We start from the raw sequence: 18965 nt of genomic DNA on the forward strand, positions 1-18965 counted from the left end.
TTTACATCAAATAAAAAGCAAAAAATGTAAATGAATTGTTTAATTATTTAACGAAGATAAAGTAATCGTAAAATACAAAATAATAAATATCGTTATCAGCACATTGAAGAAAACAATTAGCAGATACTCAAGCGACATTAGAAAATGATTAAGCCCGATAAAAGAGGCTTAAAAATAACTGTTATCGTACCATCGGCACTTAAGCCAACTAAAACAGTCTCATAATGGTATCGCTTCAATGGGCTTAATAGCGCATCAAGAATTTAAATTAGGAGAAAACCATGTCGACAGCCAATATACTCATTGTTGAAGATGAGCTAGTGACTCGCAACACACTAAAAAGCGTTTTTGAAGCAGAAGGTTATAAAGTGTTTGAAGCAAATGATGGTAATGAAATGCATACCGTGATTAGTGAAAACAACATTAACCTGATTATCATGGATATCAATCTGCCCGGTAAAAATGGTCTATTACTGGCAAGAGAGTTACGTGAAATTCAAGCTATTCCTCTTATCTTTTTAACCGGTCGTGATAACGAAGTAGATAAAATTCTCGGTCTGGAAATTGGTGCCGATGATTACATCACTAAGCCCTTTAACCCACGCGAATTAACTATTCGTACACGTAACCTGCTAACACGCACCATGCAAGATAATCTCTATTTTGAAGAGGTACGTCAGAAAGTTGAAAATTATAAGTTTAATGGTTGGACCTTAGAGATTGATAGTCGCTCATTGATCAGTCCACTGGGAGATCTATTTAAACTACCACGCAGTGAGTTTCGTGCGATGCTACATTTCATTGAAAACCCAGGTAAGATTCAAACTCGTGCCGACTTATTAATGAAAATGACCGGCCGAGAGTTAAAAGCGCATGATCGTACCGTTGATGTCACTATTCGCCGTATTCGTAAGCATTTCGAAAGTGTCCCAGAGGGTTCAGAAATTATCGCAACCATTCACGGTGAAGGCTACCGTTTCTGTGGTGAGCTCGATTAAGTAAACAGAAACAATCACGAAGGCGCTTTTACAGCGCCTATTTTATTCTGGATTAGTCGCATACCAATAGTCGAGTAACGCTTGGCCATAAACTACCTCGACATTCATCTGCTTAAAAATCAACATCGAAAACCAGACACAGCCAATAATCCCGCCAAAAATAAACAGTTTGTGTCGATTAGTCTCATCTTCAATGACAATGCTTACCACCACTAAGTACAGCGGTGCAAAGACAAAAACTAACATAATAATCCAAAACGCATAATTAACCTGATTCATAAACACTCGCTCTTTGTCAGACTCTTAAACTATGAGATCAGTTTATGCATGGGAAACAGCTTAAAAGATCACATAACAAAAGCATATCGATGTAAGCATCGCAGTTTTGATTAAAAATGCTCAAATGTAATAATCCTGCTAATTTTGCGTGGTTCAAAGCAGATAATCGCAACAGTCGCGGTCGATGAGTCGATGAGTCGATTATTAAACTAAGAAAGGCGCGCCAACAGTGTAGTTATTGCATTAAAAATTCAGAGTGGAAGTTAGCTTACTGAGGTTGTTTATGACAGGGAAGTATGATGGTCGCAACCGCACCGGGGGCATTGTCATTATTCTCCAGTGTCAGCTCTCCTCCATGCGCTTCAATAATTTGTCGACTGAGTAACAGACCAATACCACTGCCCTGTTTTTTAGTTGAATAGAGCGGCACAAACAGGTTCTTGGTATTAGCTATCCCTGTACCGTTATCTGTAACAGTTAATGACAATACCTGCTCGTTGAGCTGAAAGTCCACCAGCACCCTGCCCTGTTGTTTCTGTTTGTGGTCAGTCGCTTCTAGCGCATTTTTTAAAAGGTTGATAAACACCTGCTCAAGCAACGTTGGGTCCAATTGCATTTCACATTTCAACTCAGTGCATAACGCAAGACGTGGATCATTAAGCAATGCAATGCAACGGGCCAGCATTTCATTCACCGCGATGGATTGCAGCTTAGGCACCGGAAGATGGGTAAATTGTCGGTAGCTTTTGATAAAAGATTCTAAGCTTTTAGCGCGTTGCTCTATTAACTGTAACCCTTCTAATAGATCTTCATCTTCACCCACAGCACATTGCATCGACTGACTAATCGATGCGATTGGCGTTAAACTATTATTTATCTCATGACTTAAAACACGTAATAGGTTTTTCCAAGCCTTTAACTCTTCAGCACGTAATAGATGACTAACATCGGTAATGAAATACAGTTGAAACGCTTCGCCTTTATCAAAAAACTGCTCCTGAACACATTGCCAGCGCCCCTTTGCATTAGGGAATGAATAACTAATCGGCTCATCTAAGGGTTGTTGAAAAAGTTTACGAATACCTAATGTGCTCGTCGACAACCCGACTAAACCATCGGCGGTAATAAACAGAGAATTAGCTTTCTCATTCGCCAGCGTAATAGTGCTGGACGGATCTGCAGCGATGATCGCGACATCGATATTAGACACGATTTTCTGCAATAACAGCTGACTACTTTTATTACTTTGTTGTTGAAAGTAGGCGTGATCAATCAACTCATTAATCGCCTTGGCTAACTCAGAAAAACCATCATCATTAAACAAGCGCAGTTTTTGGCTAACATCTCCCTCTTTAACTGCGAGCACCATATTAGAAAATACATTAAGGCGCGCCTGCAATTTAGTGACCAACGTATAGGAAAGAAAGGCATATATGGCGAGCAACGTCACACTACTAAGCACAATCGGTAACCAAGAGATATTGGCATACCAAAGTATCATTGGTAGTAAAATAAGCGCAGGCAGGCTAATCAATAACAGTGTTAATTTCAAGCGGGGTACAAGCGCACTAAAGTTCATCTACAAACCTAACTTATCAAGGCGACGATAGAATGCACTGCGACTTAAATCTAGTGATTTAGCCGCCGAGGAAGCGCAACCTGAAAAAGCGTTCAAACGCGATGAAATTACCTTTCGCTCTATCTCTACAAGGGTTTTATCCGTAAAGGAGGCATCAATGTTGTCACAGGCTTGATTGGTATCACTAGCACTATTTGTTAGCATTAGATGCTCTACCTCGATACTCTCAGTCGCAAGCAAAACAGCGCGCTCTATAGTATGTGAAAGCTCACGGACATTACCCGGCCAACGATATTGCTGTAGTTGTTGTAACGCTTCGGCGCTTAATGTGGGTTTGGCTTTGTGGTAGCGTTTGGCGGTTTGCTCAATGAAGTCTTGCGTTAATAAAACAATATCTTCTTGGCGCTCGCGTAACGCTGGTACATGTAATACTAAGGTGTTCAAACGAAACATGAGATCTTGCCTAAACTCCCCCGATTCGACCAAGGCTTGTAAATCGCCATTGGTGGCGCTAATCAAACGAAAGTTAGTCTGTTGTGTTTGGCTAGAGCCAACGCGCTCAAACTGTTTTTCCTCTAATACACGCAGTAATTTTGCCTGTTGAGTAAGGGGAACATTGGCAATTTCATCTAAAAATAACGTGCCTTGATCTGCTAATTCAAAACGCCCGATACGGTTCTCTTTGGCATCGGTAAAAGCCCCTTTAATATGCCCAAACATCTCACTTTCAAACAGCGTTTCTGGGATACTACCCATATTCACACTGACTAAAGGTTGCTTTGCTCGAAGAGAGAGTTGATGGATGAAGTTTACTAACATACTTTTACCCGTACCATTTTCTCCGGTCAGTAAAATATTAATATCAGTAACCGAAAACTGCTCAAGCTGGCACATTAACTGTTTCATCGGCGCAGAGTGTGCGATAGGTTTTAACGCTTCATTTCGCCCCAACTCCGATTTTAAGAGCTGATTTTCAGCACTTAAACGATTACTTTGTCGGCTTTTGGCCGCCAATAACAATTGTTGATTGAGGATAGAAATTAAGCGTTCGTTATCCCAAGGTTTTTGCACAAAATCACTGGCGCCTAATTGCATTGCAACCACTGCAATCTCAATACTTGCCCAACCGGTCATCACCACAATCGGCAGTTCATCATCGAGCTTTTTGATCGCTTTAATCAAGGTTAAACCTTCATCGCCCGAGGTAGTATCTTGCTCATAATTGAGATCCATTAACACCAGATCAAAGCGCTCTTTTTTTACAAAAAATAACACTTCCTGTGGTGTATGGGCAAAAGTGACATCATAGGGCTGGCTTTTAAATAAAAACCGTAGACTAGTTAGAATGCCTTGATCATCATCGGCGACCAATATTTTTTTAATCATTATTCATCCTTAAACAAGTAGTTCGCGCATTATTAGTCAGCACGAAGGTGCGCTGAGGGCGTTAACTTTAATACTTTCCATAACGCCGTAAAAACAGCAAATACAATCACCATAAACAAGACAACAAACACACCTAATAGATTCAATAACATATCTGATGGAGAGGTAATAAACGTCGCTAATTTCCAATAACAAAAGAGTGTGCCTGCGATCCCCCCCACCAATAAAGCAATAAACTGATCCCACATGGTGGTGCGTAAAAAGAGCTTCACAACCTGCCCATTACTGGCGCCAATTGAACGCCTTATGGCAATATCGCGCTGTTTTTGATTAACGCTGTTGACGGTGACACCATAAATACCCGCCCCCGCTAATAATAACGAAATCGCCCCTAACAGGGTAAACAGTCGTGATGAAAATTCGATGCTACTCGAATAAACGGCTAATAGGGCGCGATAATTCATGCTATAAAATTGTGGCACTTCAGGATCCACTGCAAACATCTGTTGCTCGATACTGGCTAATAGGTCATCTGCATTGCCTTGAAAGCTGAGCGCAAACTGGTAATAGCTATAATTATATTGTTTGATAGGGACGTACACGCCCCCTAATTTTGATAAATTGCCAAAAGAAACGCCATGACGAATATCGGCAACCAAACCAACAATCAAAGCCTTAGGGCTTTCTTCAAAATCTTCTAATACAATGGTTTTACCAATAACATCCTCATTGGGCCACAATGTATCGGCTAACGTTTGGCTAATAATGGCGACTAAGGGTTGGTTTTGATCATCACCCGTATTGAAGTGACGTCCTGCCAACAATGGAATATTGGTCATCGTTAACATGTCTTCATCAATAAAAGCACTGTTGGCGTAGATTGGGCCACCGGATAAGGTTTGATCACGTGCATGTACGCGAGAAACCCAAGCATTGGTTCCGGGCAAAGTCGAAGAAAAAGCCACCTTGTCCACCGCCGGCAATGCAAGCAGCTTGCTCTTTAAGTCATCAATATACCGGCTTCGTTTAGATTGAGAATCAAATTTTTTGAGCGGTAAATAAAGCATGCTGGTATAAAGATTATCACTGAGATACTGCTCATCGGTCTTAGAAGAGTATTGAATATTAACCAGCAGTAATAATGCAATGGTTAAAATAAATGCCGACACACCGACCTCTACTTTTAATAGGTGACGGCTCAATAGGACCACATAATAATTGGTCGCCCCAGGGCCTGATTTTCTCAGTAGTTCATTAAATCTTGCCCCACTTGCTTTGATGCCAGGTAAAACACCGCTTAGCAATACAACGCTAATAATCACCGAAGCGGTAATATACAAATTAAACGGTGCTAAAGTAAAATCAAGCCAATAAGGCGCACCAGCATAATCAAAACTCGCAAAATAAACATTCGTTAACTGTAGCGCCCAGGTGACGATCAGTAATGCTAATCCACCAGCTACCAATGTCAAAAGTAAACTTGGCCATGTCATTTGCATCACCAAACGCAATTTTGGCGCCCCTAAAGCTCGGCGCATCGCGGTTTCACGACTATATTCAACCGACTTTGAAAGCAGTAAGGCACTGACATTTAAAATCGTTAATAACAGTAAAAACAAAGCACAAAAAATAAGTGCCCACATGCCCGCCATTAACTCTTGTCCTATGTATTCCTTCTGAAAGGTTTCTACATAGGCATTAATACCATAACTGGTTTTAGGAAATTTTTGGGCAATGCTTTTCATTAGTTTACTAACGTCGTCATTAGCAGCAGCCATTGAAATACCTGTTTTCAGCTTCGCCACCGCAGTTTGATACCACCACTCATCATCACCACGAATCAATAACTCACGTTTAATCGGTAACCACAACTGTGTGTATCCCGGAAAACTATACCCCTTCGCCATCACACCAACAATTTTCGCTTGCTCTGAATTAACCGCAATTAAACTGCCTAGCGCTTGCTTACCATCAGCATAATATCGTTGCCATAACTCATAACTAATCATTGCCACTAAAGGTGCGCCAGCAACCGCATCTTGGTCAGTAAAGGTTCTCCCTAAAAACGGGGCAATATTAGTTATCTTGAATACATCGGGTTCAACACTGCTGGCAAAGTGCGCGTAAGTTTTATCATCAATTGCGACGTTCGCCCGATAACTACCAATCAGCCCAGACTCAGCAAAGCTTTGACTCTGCTCGACGATATCAACCACATCAACATCAATTAGGCTAGAGCCAAATCGTTGACCATCAATCTCTTTGCCCAGCAATACGATTTTATCGCCCCCCTCAAAGGGTAATGCTTTAAATGCCAAGGCGTGAACAAAGCTAAATATGTATAAACTAATCGCTAAACCAAAGGTCATCACCAGTAGTAACAAACCACTAAAACCAGGGGATTTGAATATTAAACGTAGTGCATACTTTAAATCGTTAAACATCGTACATATCCTTATTCAGCGCGTAAGGCATAGGCGGGGTTATGCTTTAACACCTTTAATAGTGGCACCGTGACAGCAATACAAATAACCCCCATAAATAGAACCACCACCGCTAAAAAAAGCGCAAGCATTAATGGCGTTGTCATCACAAAGTCAGCCAAAAACAGATAACAAATTACGTAGGCAAGCACGACACCGCTGATCAAGCTTAATAATAATTGTCTACTCACTTGACCGATAAAATGAATGACCAACTGTCGTTTTGTCGCCCCAAGCGCACGACGAACACCGATTTCCCGTAAACGTTGCCTGATACCATTAGCAGTAACACCATATATCCCTAAACCCACTAATATCAGTGCAACTAATGCTATTAACACAAATAATTGTGAGCCTAACATCAGCTGTAGCATGTTATTTCCTAAAACCTGCTCATAGGGCATGATATTAAAAGCGGCATTATCAGGGTCAAGCTCAAATAAGGTACTGTTGATCTGTTTGATCATCGCTTCTTGGTCTCCCGAAAAAGCCACCATTACTTGATTAGAAAGGGTGTTGAATTGATTATTAAGCAAGTAAATTCCCCCTTCATCGGCCGTTGCAGAGAGTATGTTGCCATGCTCAATATCTTTGATCACCCCAATCACCTTAAGCCAAGCATGATATTCGATACGTTTGCCAATGGGAGATTCACCAGGCCATAACCTTTGTGCAAGCAGATCACTGATCACCACAACGCCCTGCGTATCAGATTGATCTGATGGTTCAAATAACCGCCCTATAATGGGCTCAATATTCAACAGAGAAAAAAGATCCTGACTCACAAACACAGTATTGGCATAAACAGGTGCGCTATCTTTCGCTCTACCAACCACATTTACCTCGCTGACCCAAGCTAGCTGGCCAGGCATTGAAGAGCCAATCGCCACGTTTGTAACATTCTCTAACGCTTCAATTTTTTGTTCTAACTCGCGAAGCGCTTCAGCGCGCACATTTGGCAATTGGAAAGGCCCTAATGGAAGTTCGAGGCTAATACTAAGCAGTTTACTTTTATTAAACTGATGTAACGCGTGGTTACTCTGTAACGTGTTAAACACAAACATAAATGAAACAATCAACACCATGGTTGATAACGCCACCTCTACCTTAATAAGCACACTACTCAATTTGCCAATGCGGTAATTTATTGCACCACGAGCGCCGATATGTAAAATATTGCTAAAGTGCCCACTGGTCGCTTTGAAACTCGGTAAGACACCGGCAATAAAAAATGTGCTAAGCACAAAGGCAAGGGTGATTAACAACAGGGTGCTATCGATAGAAAATATCCACCAATATAGGAATTGGCTATCGATAAAGGTACTGATAATAGAATGTGTATAGGTCAGTGTCCACGAGACAATCAATAGTGCTAATGCGCCACTAATAAAGCAAACAATGATGCTTTCCCATAACATCAGCATGATCAAACGATATCGAGGAGCCCCCACCGCGCGACGAATAGCGATGTCATTGGTGCGCTCAAGCGCCTTAGAAAATAATAAACTCCCCACGTTAATAGCACTCAATAACAGTAACAACAGCGCTCCGACACTGAGTGCATAGACGGCAATGATTCCCTGTTGACCAAGCGCTTGTTTGGGTAGGGTTTCGACATATATACCCACATCAGACTGAGTTTCAGGGTGATAATGAAAGCGCGATATTTCCGACATAATAGCGCTAACATCTTGGTTTGCCATAGCAGTTGAAACATTAGCTTTTAATTTCGCAATTGCCCCTAAATAGGTGAACTTACCACGCTCAATCAAGGAGCGATCAAAGGCATACCAAATATCGATATTCAATGGAAAACGATACCCTTCTGGCATGACCCCAACCACCGTAATGAACTGATTGTTTACGTTGATTTTTTTTCCAATAACATATTTATCGAAGGAAAAATGCGTTTTCCATAGGCGATAACTGATCACCACATTGGGCGGTGCCTTATGCTCAATATCACATTTTTGTAAGGTTCGCCCCAGTACAGGTAAGGCCTGTGTAAGTTCAAACAGTCCCGGATCTACTTTTAGCCCTTGTAATCGCTTTGAAGTCGAGCCTTTATTAAGCGTCAATCCGACATACTCATAAAACAGCAAAGTGGCAAAACTCTGGTTTTTTTCATCTATTTCTAGCAGATCAGAAGCTAAAATTTCGCCACCTGTTAAACGCATGCCATTAAGCGCTTTATCTACAACAACCACCCTTTCACTTTGCGCAAAAGGAAGGGGCTTAAACACCAACGTATTCACTAATGAAGCGATGTAAATAGAGATGCTCAAGCCAGCGGTCATCATTGCAATCACAAACAACGTAAAGGCAGGAGCTCGATAAAATCGTCGTAATGCGTATCGTAAATCGCTAAGCATTTATCACTTTACTCCGCACGCAACGCAAAGGCAGGTTGTTTTTTTAATATTCCCAGGAGCGGAATAATCACGGCGCAGGCTATCACCACAACAATAATGGTGACCACCGCCACTAAGATAATCAGCATTATCTTCTGGTCGACTAAAAAAGTGCTTAGTAGGTAGTAACAGATTAACAGCGCAGCGAACAAACCGAGACTGAGGCCAATAAGCAACTGGCCGATCATTTTCTTAATGAAATACAATATGACCTGAGCCTTGCTTGCCCCTAATGCACGACGAATACCGATTTCACGCAAACGTTGGTTAATGCTGTTAGCGGTGACGCCATAGATACCAGAGGCGGCTAAAATCAGCGCGACAAAGGCTAAAATAGCAAACAGTTGCGAGCCAAACATCATCGCCGTTAAGTTTTTATCTAACATGCTTTGGTAGGGCATTAAATTAAATGCGGGCACATTATCATCAATCTTATATAACACACGACTTACCTGTTCAATGAGCGCGGCTTGATCACCATTAAACTGCACCAATACGGTATTAAAAGTACTACTTGCTTGGCTGTTAATGAGATAAATACCCCCCTCCTTCGATGAACTATAATGGGATATTCCGTGATCGATATGGGCAATCACGCCGATCACTTCTACCTGTGCATTGTTAATATTGGGTAAGCCCACACGTTTACCAATCGCTGATTCATTTGGCCAAAGTTTTTCGGCAAGGGAGTTACTAACGACCACCATTAACCTTTCACTCTGTATGTCTGCGAGTTCAAACAAACGTCCTTCAAGCGGGGTGATGTTAAGTAGTGCAAAAATATCATGGTTAACAAATACAGTATTAGCAAAAACTTGCTCTAAAAGATGCCCTTCTCCAGCTCGATTTACCTCAGTAACCCAAGCAAGATTTCCGGGGATAGATGATCCCATTGCAACATTTTCTACACTTGCTAATTGCTCAAGTTGCGTTTCAACGCGACGTAAAAAACGTTGTCGTTGATCCAAGTGTTGGTAATCGTGATAGGGTAAGTGGAGTGTGAAAGTTAATAAGTTATTTTCATCAAACTGATGTAAGTGCTGGTTACTTTGTAGCGTGTTAATGACAAACATGGCCGAGACCACCAAGATCATCGCAGAAAGCGCAATCTCAACTTTAATCAATACTTTACTTATTTTCCCTACCCGCTGGTTAGTCGCACCACGACCTCCTTGGCGTAAAATATCGTTGAATTGCCCACTTGTTGCTTTCCAACAGGGTAAAAACCCAGCAATAAAAATGGTACTTAATACGATTATAATCGTCGCAATAATGGTGTCATTGTCAATCGAGAATACCCACCAATACAGTGGTTTGTTGTAGCTTATCTTTGTAAAAATGGGGTTAGTAAGCTGCAATGCCCAAGCTGCAATCAACAAAGCTAACACACCGCTGATAGAACAAATAATCACACTTTCCCATAACATCTGCATGACCAAGCGGTAACGTGGCGCCCCTAATGCACAGCGAATAGCGGTTTCGTTCGCGCGCTCAAGTGCTTTCGATAATAATAAACTGCCAACATTCACACAACTAAGGAGTAAAACAAAGAACGCAGCCCCAATAAGCGCATAAATAGCCGGCATCGTCTGGCTACCGAGCGCTTGTTTTTGTAGGGTATCGACATAGGCGCTAACACCGTAATTACTTTCGGGGTATTGCTGCGATAGTTGAAGCATAATGCTAGCAATCTCTTTATTAGCTGTACTTAATGAGATCTGAGGCTTTAAGTTAGCAATGCCGGCAACATTAAAGTCAGTACCACGCTTAATATAATCGCGCTCAAGAGCAAACCAGATATCGGCGTTATATGGAAAGCTATATCCTTCAGGCATCACCCCTACCACAGTCATGGTTTGGTTATTAACCTGTAATGTTTTACCAATAACCGCCGCGTCTAAGGCAAAATAATCCAGCCATAACTGATAACTAATCATGGCATTATCACGGCTGGTATCCTTTTTTTGTAGCAAACGCCCGAGCAAGGGTAAGGTATTGGTTAACTCTATTCCGCCCGGTTCGATGTTAATCGCCTGTATCCGTTTGGCGGTTTGCTCAATACTAATATTGGCATAAAACTGTTGATAGATAATAAGCGTATCAAAACTATTACTGCGTTGGCTGATTTCGAGTAGATCTGCTCCCTGCAATTGAGAGCCTGCAAACTGCATTCCGTGTAACATTTTATCGATTACGACGATATTTTCGCTGTCAGGAAAGGGCAAGTTTTTAAAAACCAAAGTATTCATGAATGATGCCATGTAGATACTAATGCTTAAACCACAGGTCATCACCGTTAATACTAATGCCGTAAAAGCAGGGGCTTTATACAGCAAACGTAAGGCATATCTGAAATCATTCCACATAATTGTCTGTTACGCTTTTTTTGTTTGTAATTTAGCATCGTCCACGAGCTTGCCATCAAACAACTCAATCACACGCTGTGCAAGGTGAGCGTTAGCAGTATCATGGGTTACCATGCAAATCGTTGCCCCCTGTTCGTGTAATGATTTAAATAAAGACATCACCGCTTGCGCATTTTTAGAGTCTAAGTTACCCGTCGGCTCATCGGCAAAAATGATCGAAGGAGAGCCGACAATGGCACGAGCGACGGCAACACGTTGCTGCTGCCCCCCCGACAGTTGTGACGGATAATGAAAAACGCGATTACCCATGTTCACTTTACTCAACGCTTCATACACTTTTTCTTTTATTTCACGCGCAGAAAACTCTTTTCGGTAGGTTAAGGGTAAGGCGACATTCTCTTCGACGGTCAAATCACTGATTAAGTTAAAAGACTGAAACACAAACCCCATCTCTTTATTACGTAATTTGGCTTTTTCGCTTGCCGACAGGGTATTAACGGACTGCCCCTTTAAGAAAAACTCGCCTTCGGTGCAATCATCTAATAACCCCATAATAGATAAAAGCGTCGATTTACCACAGCCAGATGGGCCTGCAATCGATACAAATTCTCCCTCTAAAATTTGCAAATTTATTGTTGATAACGCGTGTGTTTCAAGCTCTTGGGTATAAAAAACTTTACTGCTATTACATAACTTTATTAGTGGCTTGTCTGCAACTTTACTCATATTCTTCATCCTTAAATTCTGTACAGTACGTCTATTATTTTTATTTTATCTGTTTCATTTTTGTATCGTATTGGCTTTACATTATGTTAATGGTGCGATGCTGACGCCAAGCTGAACTATCGGAGATAATCACTCTATCTCCGCGTTTCAAGCCCGCTTCCAAGGCGATTTCAGAGAGTGAAGCTTGTCCGAACTGCACATTAATGGCATCAGCAAACTGCCCATCGTCGCTGAGTTTATAAACGCGATTAGTACTACTTTTTTTGACAAACACTGGCCGACGTACAAACAGGGTGTTATCGATTTGGGTGATCGTTATACTGGCCTCTATCGACATATCGGGCCTTGCATCGGGGCTTAATTCCCCCTGTACATCCACATCGACCAAAACAATGCCTTGATCTACAGAGGGGGCAATTCGGCTAACAATACCGGTTAATGGATAGTTAAGCGTATTAATATTTACGTGCTGACCAATAATCACCTGGCGCACATCTGACTCAGCAACTTCAAGCTGTGCGTACAGCTCATTTTGTTTACTCAATAGCGATAGATCACTGCCAATATTAATGCGCTGACCAAGCTTAACCGGAACCTGTTGCACGGTGCCGTCGAGGGTCGCTTTCACCTGTAACGCATCCACATCCTGCACGGCGCGTTTTAAAGTATTTGCTAATAGTCGTCGATTGGCTTGATTGGCATTTTGCTGCGCGCTGCGGTTTTCTTTCATCTGCAATAAACGACGTTGCTCATTTTTCCATGATTTCGCTAATTGCGTCACCTCAAGCTGTGAACGCTGATAATCGATGCGAGAAATTGTATTGTTACCTTTTTCAAGTAACTTAGTTTCAGCTTCCAATTTTAACTTCGCACTGTCATAGGCCATTTTGGCCTCTGAAATTAGTAGGACTTGATCGAGTAGCTTAGAAGCAAGCGCGACTTGATCTGCCTTATGTTGCGCAGTGAGCGCTTCAAGCTGCCATTTTAGCGTTTCTACCGATTGCACCAATTTACGATTTTCCAGGTGTAATAAAATATCGCCCTGTTGCACGGTATCACCCGGTTTGACATATATTTTTTCAACTCGTCCTGCCACCTGTGAGGCAACCCAGCGTTCATTGGCAGAGAGCAAGCGCCCGGAGCCTCTTACACGAATGGTAAAATCGCCCTGCTCAACCGAGGCAATTATCAGCGAGTCACGTTGCACACTAAACTGCCCATAGTGACGATTAACAAGCAGGTAACTCATCACCAGTAGCAAGAGAGATATCAGACTCCATAAAACGATTTTTAGGACGCGATAATTTTTTTTAGGCGCGCGAATAATATCCATTTATCGTGTTTCTATTTCAGTTCATTATTGTTTTCAAACCAAGCGTCTAATATGTCTTTACCAAATAGGAACTCTTCATTCATTTGCAGATATAGTAAGACAGAGAAAATGATCACTCCCCAAATGGCTCCCCAAATCAAAAAGCGTTTACGGATCTCTTCATCTTCAACCAGTACAAAAGCGCCCACGAAATAACAGGGAAAAACCATAAAAATCATGATCAACATCCAAAGCGTGTAATTACTTCCATTCATTATCTTATCCCTCCCGCTTAACTATTAAGCGCATTTACGAAAAACGAAAATAACTCGCAATCGCGCCTAGTACAACAATACAGCTAACAAAGAGGTGTGATGTTGCAAATTCACTTAAACTGTCGATATTAACTTGATTAGTGTGCTTGAGCGCTTCGGTTTTATTTTTAGCTTGCACCACATCACCAATGCGTTCAAAACCCTGTTCGATTAATTGATACTTTTCTTCTATAAATGACGGGCTATCAATCTCTAAGACCACTGCCACTTGCTGTTTTTTATATAATTGATAATTGCTCATTAGGTTTTCCTTTTTAACTATTTCAAATGTCTGTCGCATTAGTGTTTTACGTTTAAGAAGGGCCGACACCACCGGATGTACCGCCACTAGCATGAAGATCACTGCTATCATGTGATACCTCACTAAAATTAAGTCGCCCTTTAATTGCCATTATTGCTAAGGGCAAAAATATGAGTGACCCTAACGCGATAATAATCGCCAGTGCCACATTGCCACTAACAAACAGATACACAATGAAAGCGAACAGTGATAAACCAAGAAAGCTGATAAATATTTTCACGCAATACTCCCTATATAAGTTGCCTAAAATGACATATTATAATTTGCAAAAAGCAGACCAAAACATAACGCATTGAAAATAAAGTTATTTTATATTGTTTCATGTTGTATTAACGATTTAACATCCCATTAATGAAACATTAAAATCCCAATAATGGGAAAACCCGCCTCGCTTATAGAATAGATTCCAGAGTCGATTACATGATGCTGTGTTTATCGCTGTTATTGTGCGCTAATACAGCTGGATGGGATGAATCGTTGAAAGCATCTGCGGTTTTTTAGCAATAAAATTAAAGTTACCTGACAAAGGCTCCTTCACCACCACCCTACCATTTGCTTCATTACTTAAATGTCCCTGTTTTATAGCAGCTTTGGCTTTACACTGTTTTTCTTGTCGCCAAACGGGATCAATCGATGATCCACGCATAATCTCTTCGCTGATTGCCCTTGCATAGTCACAACATTGGCGAGCTGTGAAAGTAGTTTCTTGATTTAACTGATTAGCTTGCGCTGTAATAATATAGTGCGGATTCGATTGCGCAGCGCCTGTTACCAACAAGCTATTTATGCAGATTAGGCTAGCGACAACAGTGAGCTTATTCATATTTTCCCTTTATAATATTCGATATACAAAGGGGTAACATGAGCAACAAGTGTTCCAAACCTCAGGCAATTGATTTTAAAGGGTTATTTTTAATTCGACTTTCTGGTGGAAGTTTTTGTCCCAATAATGAATCGTTAATTCCCATTTATGAGAATATTTATTGGTATGATAGATAGTTTTCGGCAGGCAGGTTAATAGATTTCCATCACCTCATAATGAATCGTCTTGCTGGCAATATTAATCGTAATCTCTTGCCCTACTTCAGCTTGATTAATAGCAGCGCCTAGTGGCGAACTCGCCGTCACCACCACCACTGTTTTATCTGCAAAATTAATACTTAAACCACCCGCCGTCGGTGCAAAGAACAACCACTTTTCATGATCGTTATCATCTAATAATCTTACCAGTGCACCCGCTGATACCTTCGTTGGTAGGTTATTAATATTAAGCGCTTTAAAAGCGTTAATATCCTGCGCACATTGCTCAACACGCACCGATTGCCCATGGGCTAAATAGGATGCTTCCAGCGCTAAGGTATCGTATTGGTTCTCGGCAACATTCTCATTATCAGTCGCGGTATCATAGGCCCGTTTAGCTGCATCAACCGCGCATTGATGCACCTCTTCTAAGGTAGCTAATAATCGCTTTAATAATAATTTTTTATTCATGATAAACACCTAACAGGGTAATGATGGAATGTTACTTAGATAGGTGAATATGATGCCGATAAAAGCCTAACAACAACACCAAACTTTGCGATATGTAAGCACGCCACTGATTGTATGCACAGATTTGAGTATTTTATTTTAGGTATAAAAAACTAGCTAAAAACTGGATTATTTAAAAAATAGCGCCCGGAGCGAAACTTGAACTCGCACGCCATTGATCGCATGCACAGATTTGAGTATTTTATTTTAGGTATAAAAAACTAGCTAAAAACTGGATTATTTAAAAAAATAACGCCCGGAGCGAGACTTTAACTCGCACGCAATAAATGATGCACAGATTTTTAAATTTAATTTATTTTAAGCAAAAAAAAAGCCTCGTAACAATACGAGGCTTTTCTAAAATGGTGCCCGGAGCGAGACTTGAACTCGCACGCACAGAATGCACAAGATTTTAAATCTTGGGTGTCTACCGATTCCACCATCCGGGCAAAACTTTAAAACTTGGAGGCGGAACCCGGAGTCGAACCGAGATAGATGGATTTGCAATCCACTGCATGGCCACTCTGCCATTCCGCCAAAATTTATTTTTAAATGGAGCGGCACAAGAGGTTCGAACTCTTGACCCCAACCTTGGCAAGGTTGTGCTCTACCACTGAGCTAGTGCCGCATCTTCATTTAATATCGAAACAGAAACGCTTAACGTTTTCCCTTTCGATGTGGGCGCATTTTAGAGACTTTCTGATTTGAGTCAACACCCTTTGTCACTTTTTTTACTAATTATTAACTGTTCGCTGTTTTTTCAGCCTAAACGATTATTTATTCTACTTTTGATTGCTTAATGCAGGCCAAGCTGCTTTTAAATAAACCACCATTGACCAAAGCGTTAATATGGTCGCAATAAACATAAACGCAAATCCAGCCCACTCCATCTCTTCTGAGTATTGCCAAATCAGTAAAAATAACGCCATCATCTGCGAAAAGGTTTTAATTTTTCCAATTCGTGAAACCGCAACACTGGCACGCTGGCCAATCTCTGCCATCCATTCACGCAAGGCTGAAATGACAATTTCACGACAGATCATGATCATGGCAGGTATTGCTATCCAAATGCTCGCGTAATGCTCAACAATCATAACCAAAGATACGGCTACCATTATTTTATCTGCAACGGGGTCTAAGAATGCACCAAAGGGAGTTGATTGATTTAACTTTCTTGCAAGGTAGCCGTCTAAAACATCAGTGATGCCTGCAAGCCAAAAAATAAATGCGGCCATTGGCGCTGCCCAGACTACCGGAAGGTAATATACGATGACGAAAACGGGAATCAATAGAATTCGAAATCCGGTTAAAATATTGGGAATATTAATCATTAAAAAATCCTTGCTGTCGAAAAGCTATTTTTGCATTTTATTGTTCGCGAATGCAAATAGTTCCCTATTATTTATTAAGGCATATTCAGTGCTTCATGAATATTTTCCGCTAATGAAGCGCTAATACCATTAATTTTAGCTAATTCATCAATACTGGCAGCTTTTACCCCCTGCAATCCACCAAAGTGATTTAATAATAATTGACGGCGTTTTGCGCCAACACCTGGGATCCCTTCTAATGAACTCGTTCGACGCTTTTTATCACGTTGGCCACGATGCCCCGTAATAGCAAAGCGATGTGATTCATCACGAATTTGTTGAATAAGGTGTAATGCTGGCGAATCTGCTGGGATTTCTAATATTTCATGGCTATCTGCTAATATCAGCGTTTCCAGCCCCGCTTTTCGCGTCACCCCCTTTGCAATACCAATTAGTAGAGGGTATTTTTCGGTAAAATTTTCTGAAAGCGAGCTAATAATTGTTTCAGCTTGATTGAGTTGCCCAAGACCACCATCAATAAAAATGATATCGGGGATATTTTCAATGCTTTGTTTTTCTCTAAAGCGCCTCTCTAGTACCTGCCCCATCGCAGCATAATCATCACCCGGTGTAATACCACTGATATTAAAACGTCGATAGGCCGACTTTTTAGCCCCTTCACGATCAAACACTACACAGGAAGCGACGGTTTTTTCTCCCATCATGTGTGAAATATCGTAACACTCCATACGCTTGATAGGCTCTATTAACTCCAGCTTTTCTTCGAGCAACTGATAACGTTGTCGGACATTATTTTTTTGGCTTAGATGTGTTTGTAGAGCCACTGTAGCATTACGTTTAGCCAATTTTACAAATTTTGCCCGCTCACCACGCATCTCCACCTTTAATGTGGTTTTATAACCACAATATTCGCTAAATAAATCCGTAAAGGTAAATCGATCTGCAAAGTCTTCGCTGAGTAATATCTCTTTCGGAATGGCACGCCCATTCTGTCCAGAAAGATAAAACTGGCTTAAAAAGGAGGTAAGCACCTCTTCAGCATTAGAGTTTTTAGGCACTTTAGGGAAGTAGTTTCGGCTGCCTAGAATACGGCCTTGACGAACAAAAAGAAGATGAAAACTAGCAACCCCTCCTTCATATACAAAACCTAAAACATCAAGCTGTTCAATATCGCCACTCACCCACTGTTGCTCTTGTACTTTTTTCAGGGATTGAATTTGATCCCGTCGCAGTGCAGCCTTTTCAAACGCTAATGTTTCACTGGCGGTTTCCATCTCTTCTATTAATACATCAATCACTCGCTGGCTTTTGCCCAACAAGAACTCTGAGGCTAACTCAACTTGATGTGCATATTCCGACTCTTCCATGGCATTAACACAGGGTCCAAGACAACGTTTAAGCTGATACTGTAAACAGGGACGAGAGCGGTTGGCATAGTAACTATCTTCACACTGGCGTATAGGAAATAGCTTTTGCATCAAATGTAAACTTTCTCGCACCGCTCCACCGCTCGGATAAGGTCCGAAATAAGTACCTTTTCGTTTACGGTTTTGGGAACGCACTAATGTTAATTGAGGGTGTTTGTGATCACTTAAAAATAGATAAGGGTAAGATTTATCATCACGCAATAGCACATTGTATTTTGGCATATATTGTTTAATGAAATTATGCTCTAAAATTAATGCTTCTGTTTCAGTATGCGTGACAGTCACTTCAATATTCGCGATATGGCTGACCAGCGCAAGCGTTTTTGGATGTTTTTGTGTGAGACTAAAATAACTACTAAGGCGCTTTTTCAGGTTTTTAGCTTTGCCCACATAAATAATAGTATTTTTACTATCAAACATGCGATACACACCCGGTTCAGTGGTGACTGTTTTTAAGAATTGTTCTGCGCAGAATTGACTCATAAAAAAAAGGCACCTCGT

At 41.1% G+C, this 18965-nt stretch carries 16 protein-coding genes and 3 tRNA genes; 1 reads left to right on the top strand and 18 read right to left on the bottom strand.

Features of this window, described 5'->3' with window-relative positions; translation table 11 throughout:
• Positions 1–281 precede the first annotated feature (281 nt).
• Positions 282–998, top strand: a complete 717-nt coding sequence (gene arcA, locus CW745_RS04385) for a two-component system response regulator ArcA (RefSeq protein ID WP_101107303.1) — start codon at positions 282–284, stop codon at positions 996–998.
• Between the two features lie 42 nt (positions 999–1040).
• Here arcA and CW745_RS04390 read toward each other — a convergent pair whose 3' ends face one another.
• The 18 genes from CW745_RS04390 to uvrC form a co-directional block, all read right to left on the bottom strand.
• Complete coding sequence (locus CW745_RS04390) at positions 1041–1277, bottom strand: hypothetical protein (RefSeq protein WP_101107304.1); 237 nt, start codon at positions 1275–1277, stop codon at positions 1041–1043.
• Positions 1278–1545: 268 nt separating this feature from the next.
• A complete protein-coding gene (locus CW745_RS04395) occupies positions 1546–2856 on the bottom strand; it encodes an ATP-binding protein (protein WP_101107305.1) in 1311 nt (436 codons plus the stop codon).
• A complete protein-coding gene (locus CW745_RS04400) occupies positions 2857–4242 on the bottom strand; it encodes a sigma-54 dependent transcriptional regulator (protein WP_101107306.1) in 1386 nt (461 codons plus the stop codon).
• Positions 4243–4274: 32 nt separating this feature from the next.
• Positions 4275–6686 carry an ABC transporter permease gene (locus CW745_RS04405; RefSeq protein WP_101107307.1) on the bottom strand — a complete coding sequence of 804 codons (2412 nt, stop codon included), beginning with the start codon at positions 6684–6686 and terminating at the stop codon, positions 4275–4277.
• A gap of 11 nt (positions 6687–6697) precedes the next feature.
• On the bottom strand, positions 6698–9097 hold the full coding sequence (locus CW745_RS04410) for an ABC transporter permease (protein ID WP_101107308.1): 2400 nt from the start codon (positions 9095–9097) through the stop codon (positions 6698–6700).
• 8 nt (positions 9098–9105) lie between these two features.
• Positions 9106–11502, bottom strand: a complete 2397-nt coding sequence (locus CW745_RS04415; RefSeq protein ID WP_101107309.1) for an ABC transporter permease — start codon at positions 11500–11502, stop codon at positions 9106–9108.
• A 9-nt stretch (positions 11503–11511) separates the two neighbouring features.
• Positions 11512–12228, bottom strand: coding sequence for an ABC transporter ATP-binding protein (locus tag CW745_RS04420; RefSeq protein ID WP_101107310.1), 717 nt, complete (start codon positions 12226–12228; stop codon positions 11512–11514).
• Between the two features lie 76 nt (positions 12229–12304).
• Positions 12305–13561, bottom strand: coding sequence for an efflux RND transporter periplasmic adaptor subunit (locus CW745_RS04425; protein WP_101107311.1), 1257 nt, complete (start codon positions 13559–13561; stop codon positions 12305–12307).
• Between the two features lie 11 nt (positions 13562–13572).
• Positions 13573–13815 (bottom strand): hypothetical protein, encoded by a 243-nt coding sequence (locus CW745_RS04430; RefSeq protein ID WP_101107312.1) that lies wholly within the window; start codon positions 13813–13815, stop codon positions 13573–13575.
• 34 nt (positions 13816–13849) lie between these two features.
• On the bottom strand, positions 13850–14116 hold the full coding sequence (locus CW745_RS04435) for a hypothetical protein (protein ID WP_101107313.1): 267 nt from the start codon (positions 14114–14116) through the stop codon (positions 13850–13852).
• A gap of 52 nt (positions 14117–14168) precedes the next feature.
• Positions 14169–14396, bottom strand: a complete 228-nt coding sequence (locus tag CW745_RS04440; protein WP_101107314.1) for a hypothetical protein — start codon at positions 14394–14396, stop codon at positions 14169–14171.
• Positions 14397–14627: 231 nt separating this feature from the next.
• On the bottom strand, positions 14628–14999 hold the full coding sequence (locus CW745_RS04445; RefSeq protein ID WP_101107315.1) for a hypothetical protein: 372 nt from the start codon (positions 14997–14999) through the stop codon (positions 14628–14630).
• Positions 15000–15190: 191 nt separating this feature from the next.
• Positions 15191–15667, bottom strand: coding sequence for a GreA/GreB family elongation factor (locus tag CW745_RS04450; RefSeq protein ID WP_101107316.1), 477 nt, complete (start codon positions 15665–15667; stop codon positions 15191–15193).
• A gap of 402 nt (positions 15668–16069) precedes the next feature.
• Positions 16070–16155 (bottom strand) — tRNA-Leu (locus CW745_RS04455).
• A gap of 14 nt (positions 16156–16169) precedes the next feature.
• Positions 16170–16243, bottom strand: a tRNA-Cys gene (locus tag CW745_RS04460).
• A 16-nt stretch (positions 16244–16259) separates the two neighbouring features.
• Positions 16260–16334: transfer RNA gene (locus tag CW745_RS04465), tRNA-Gly, on the bottom strand.
• 154 nt (positions 16335–16488) lie between these two features.
• Entirely contained in the window at positions 16489–17037 is a 549-nt protein-coding gene (gene pgsA / locus CW745_RS04470) for a CDP-diacylglycerol--glycerol-3-phosphate 3-phosphatidyltransferase (protein WP_101107317.1), read from the bottom strand.
• 74 nt (positions 17038–17111) lie between these two features.
• On the bottom strand, positions 17112–18947 hold the full coding sequence (uvrC, locus tag CW745_RS04475; protein ID WP_101107318.1) for an excinuclease ABC subunit UvrC: 1836 nt from the start codon (positions 18945–18947) through the stop codon (positions 17112–17114).
• Positions 18948–18965 lie beyond the last annotated feature (18 nt).

Origin of the sequence: Psychromonas sp. psych-6C06, assembly GCF_002835465.1 — a bacterium.
Lineage (GTDB): Bacteria > Pseudomonadota > Gammaproteobacteria > Enterobacterales > Psychromonadaceae > Psychromonas.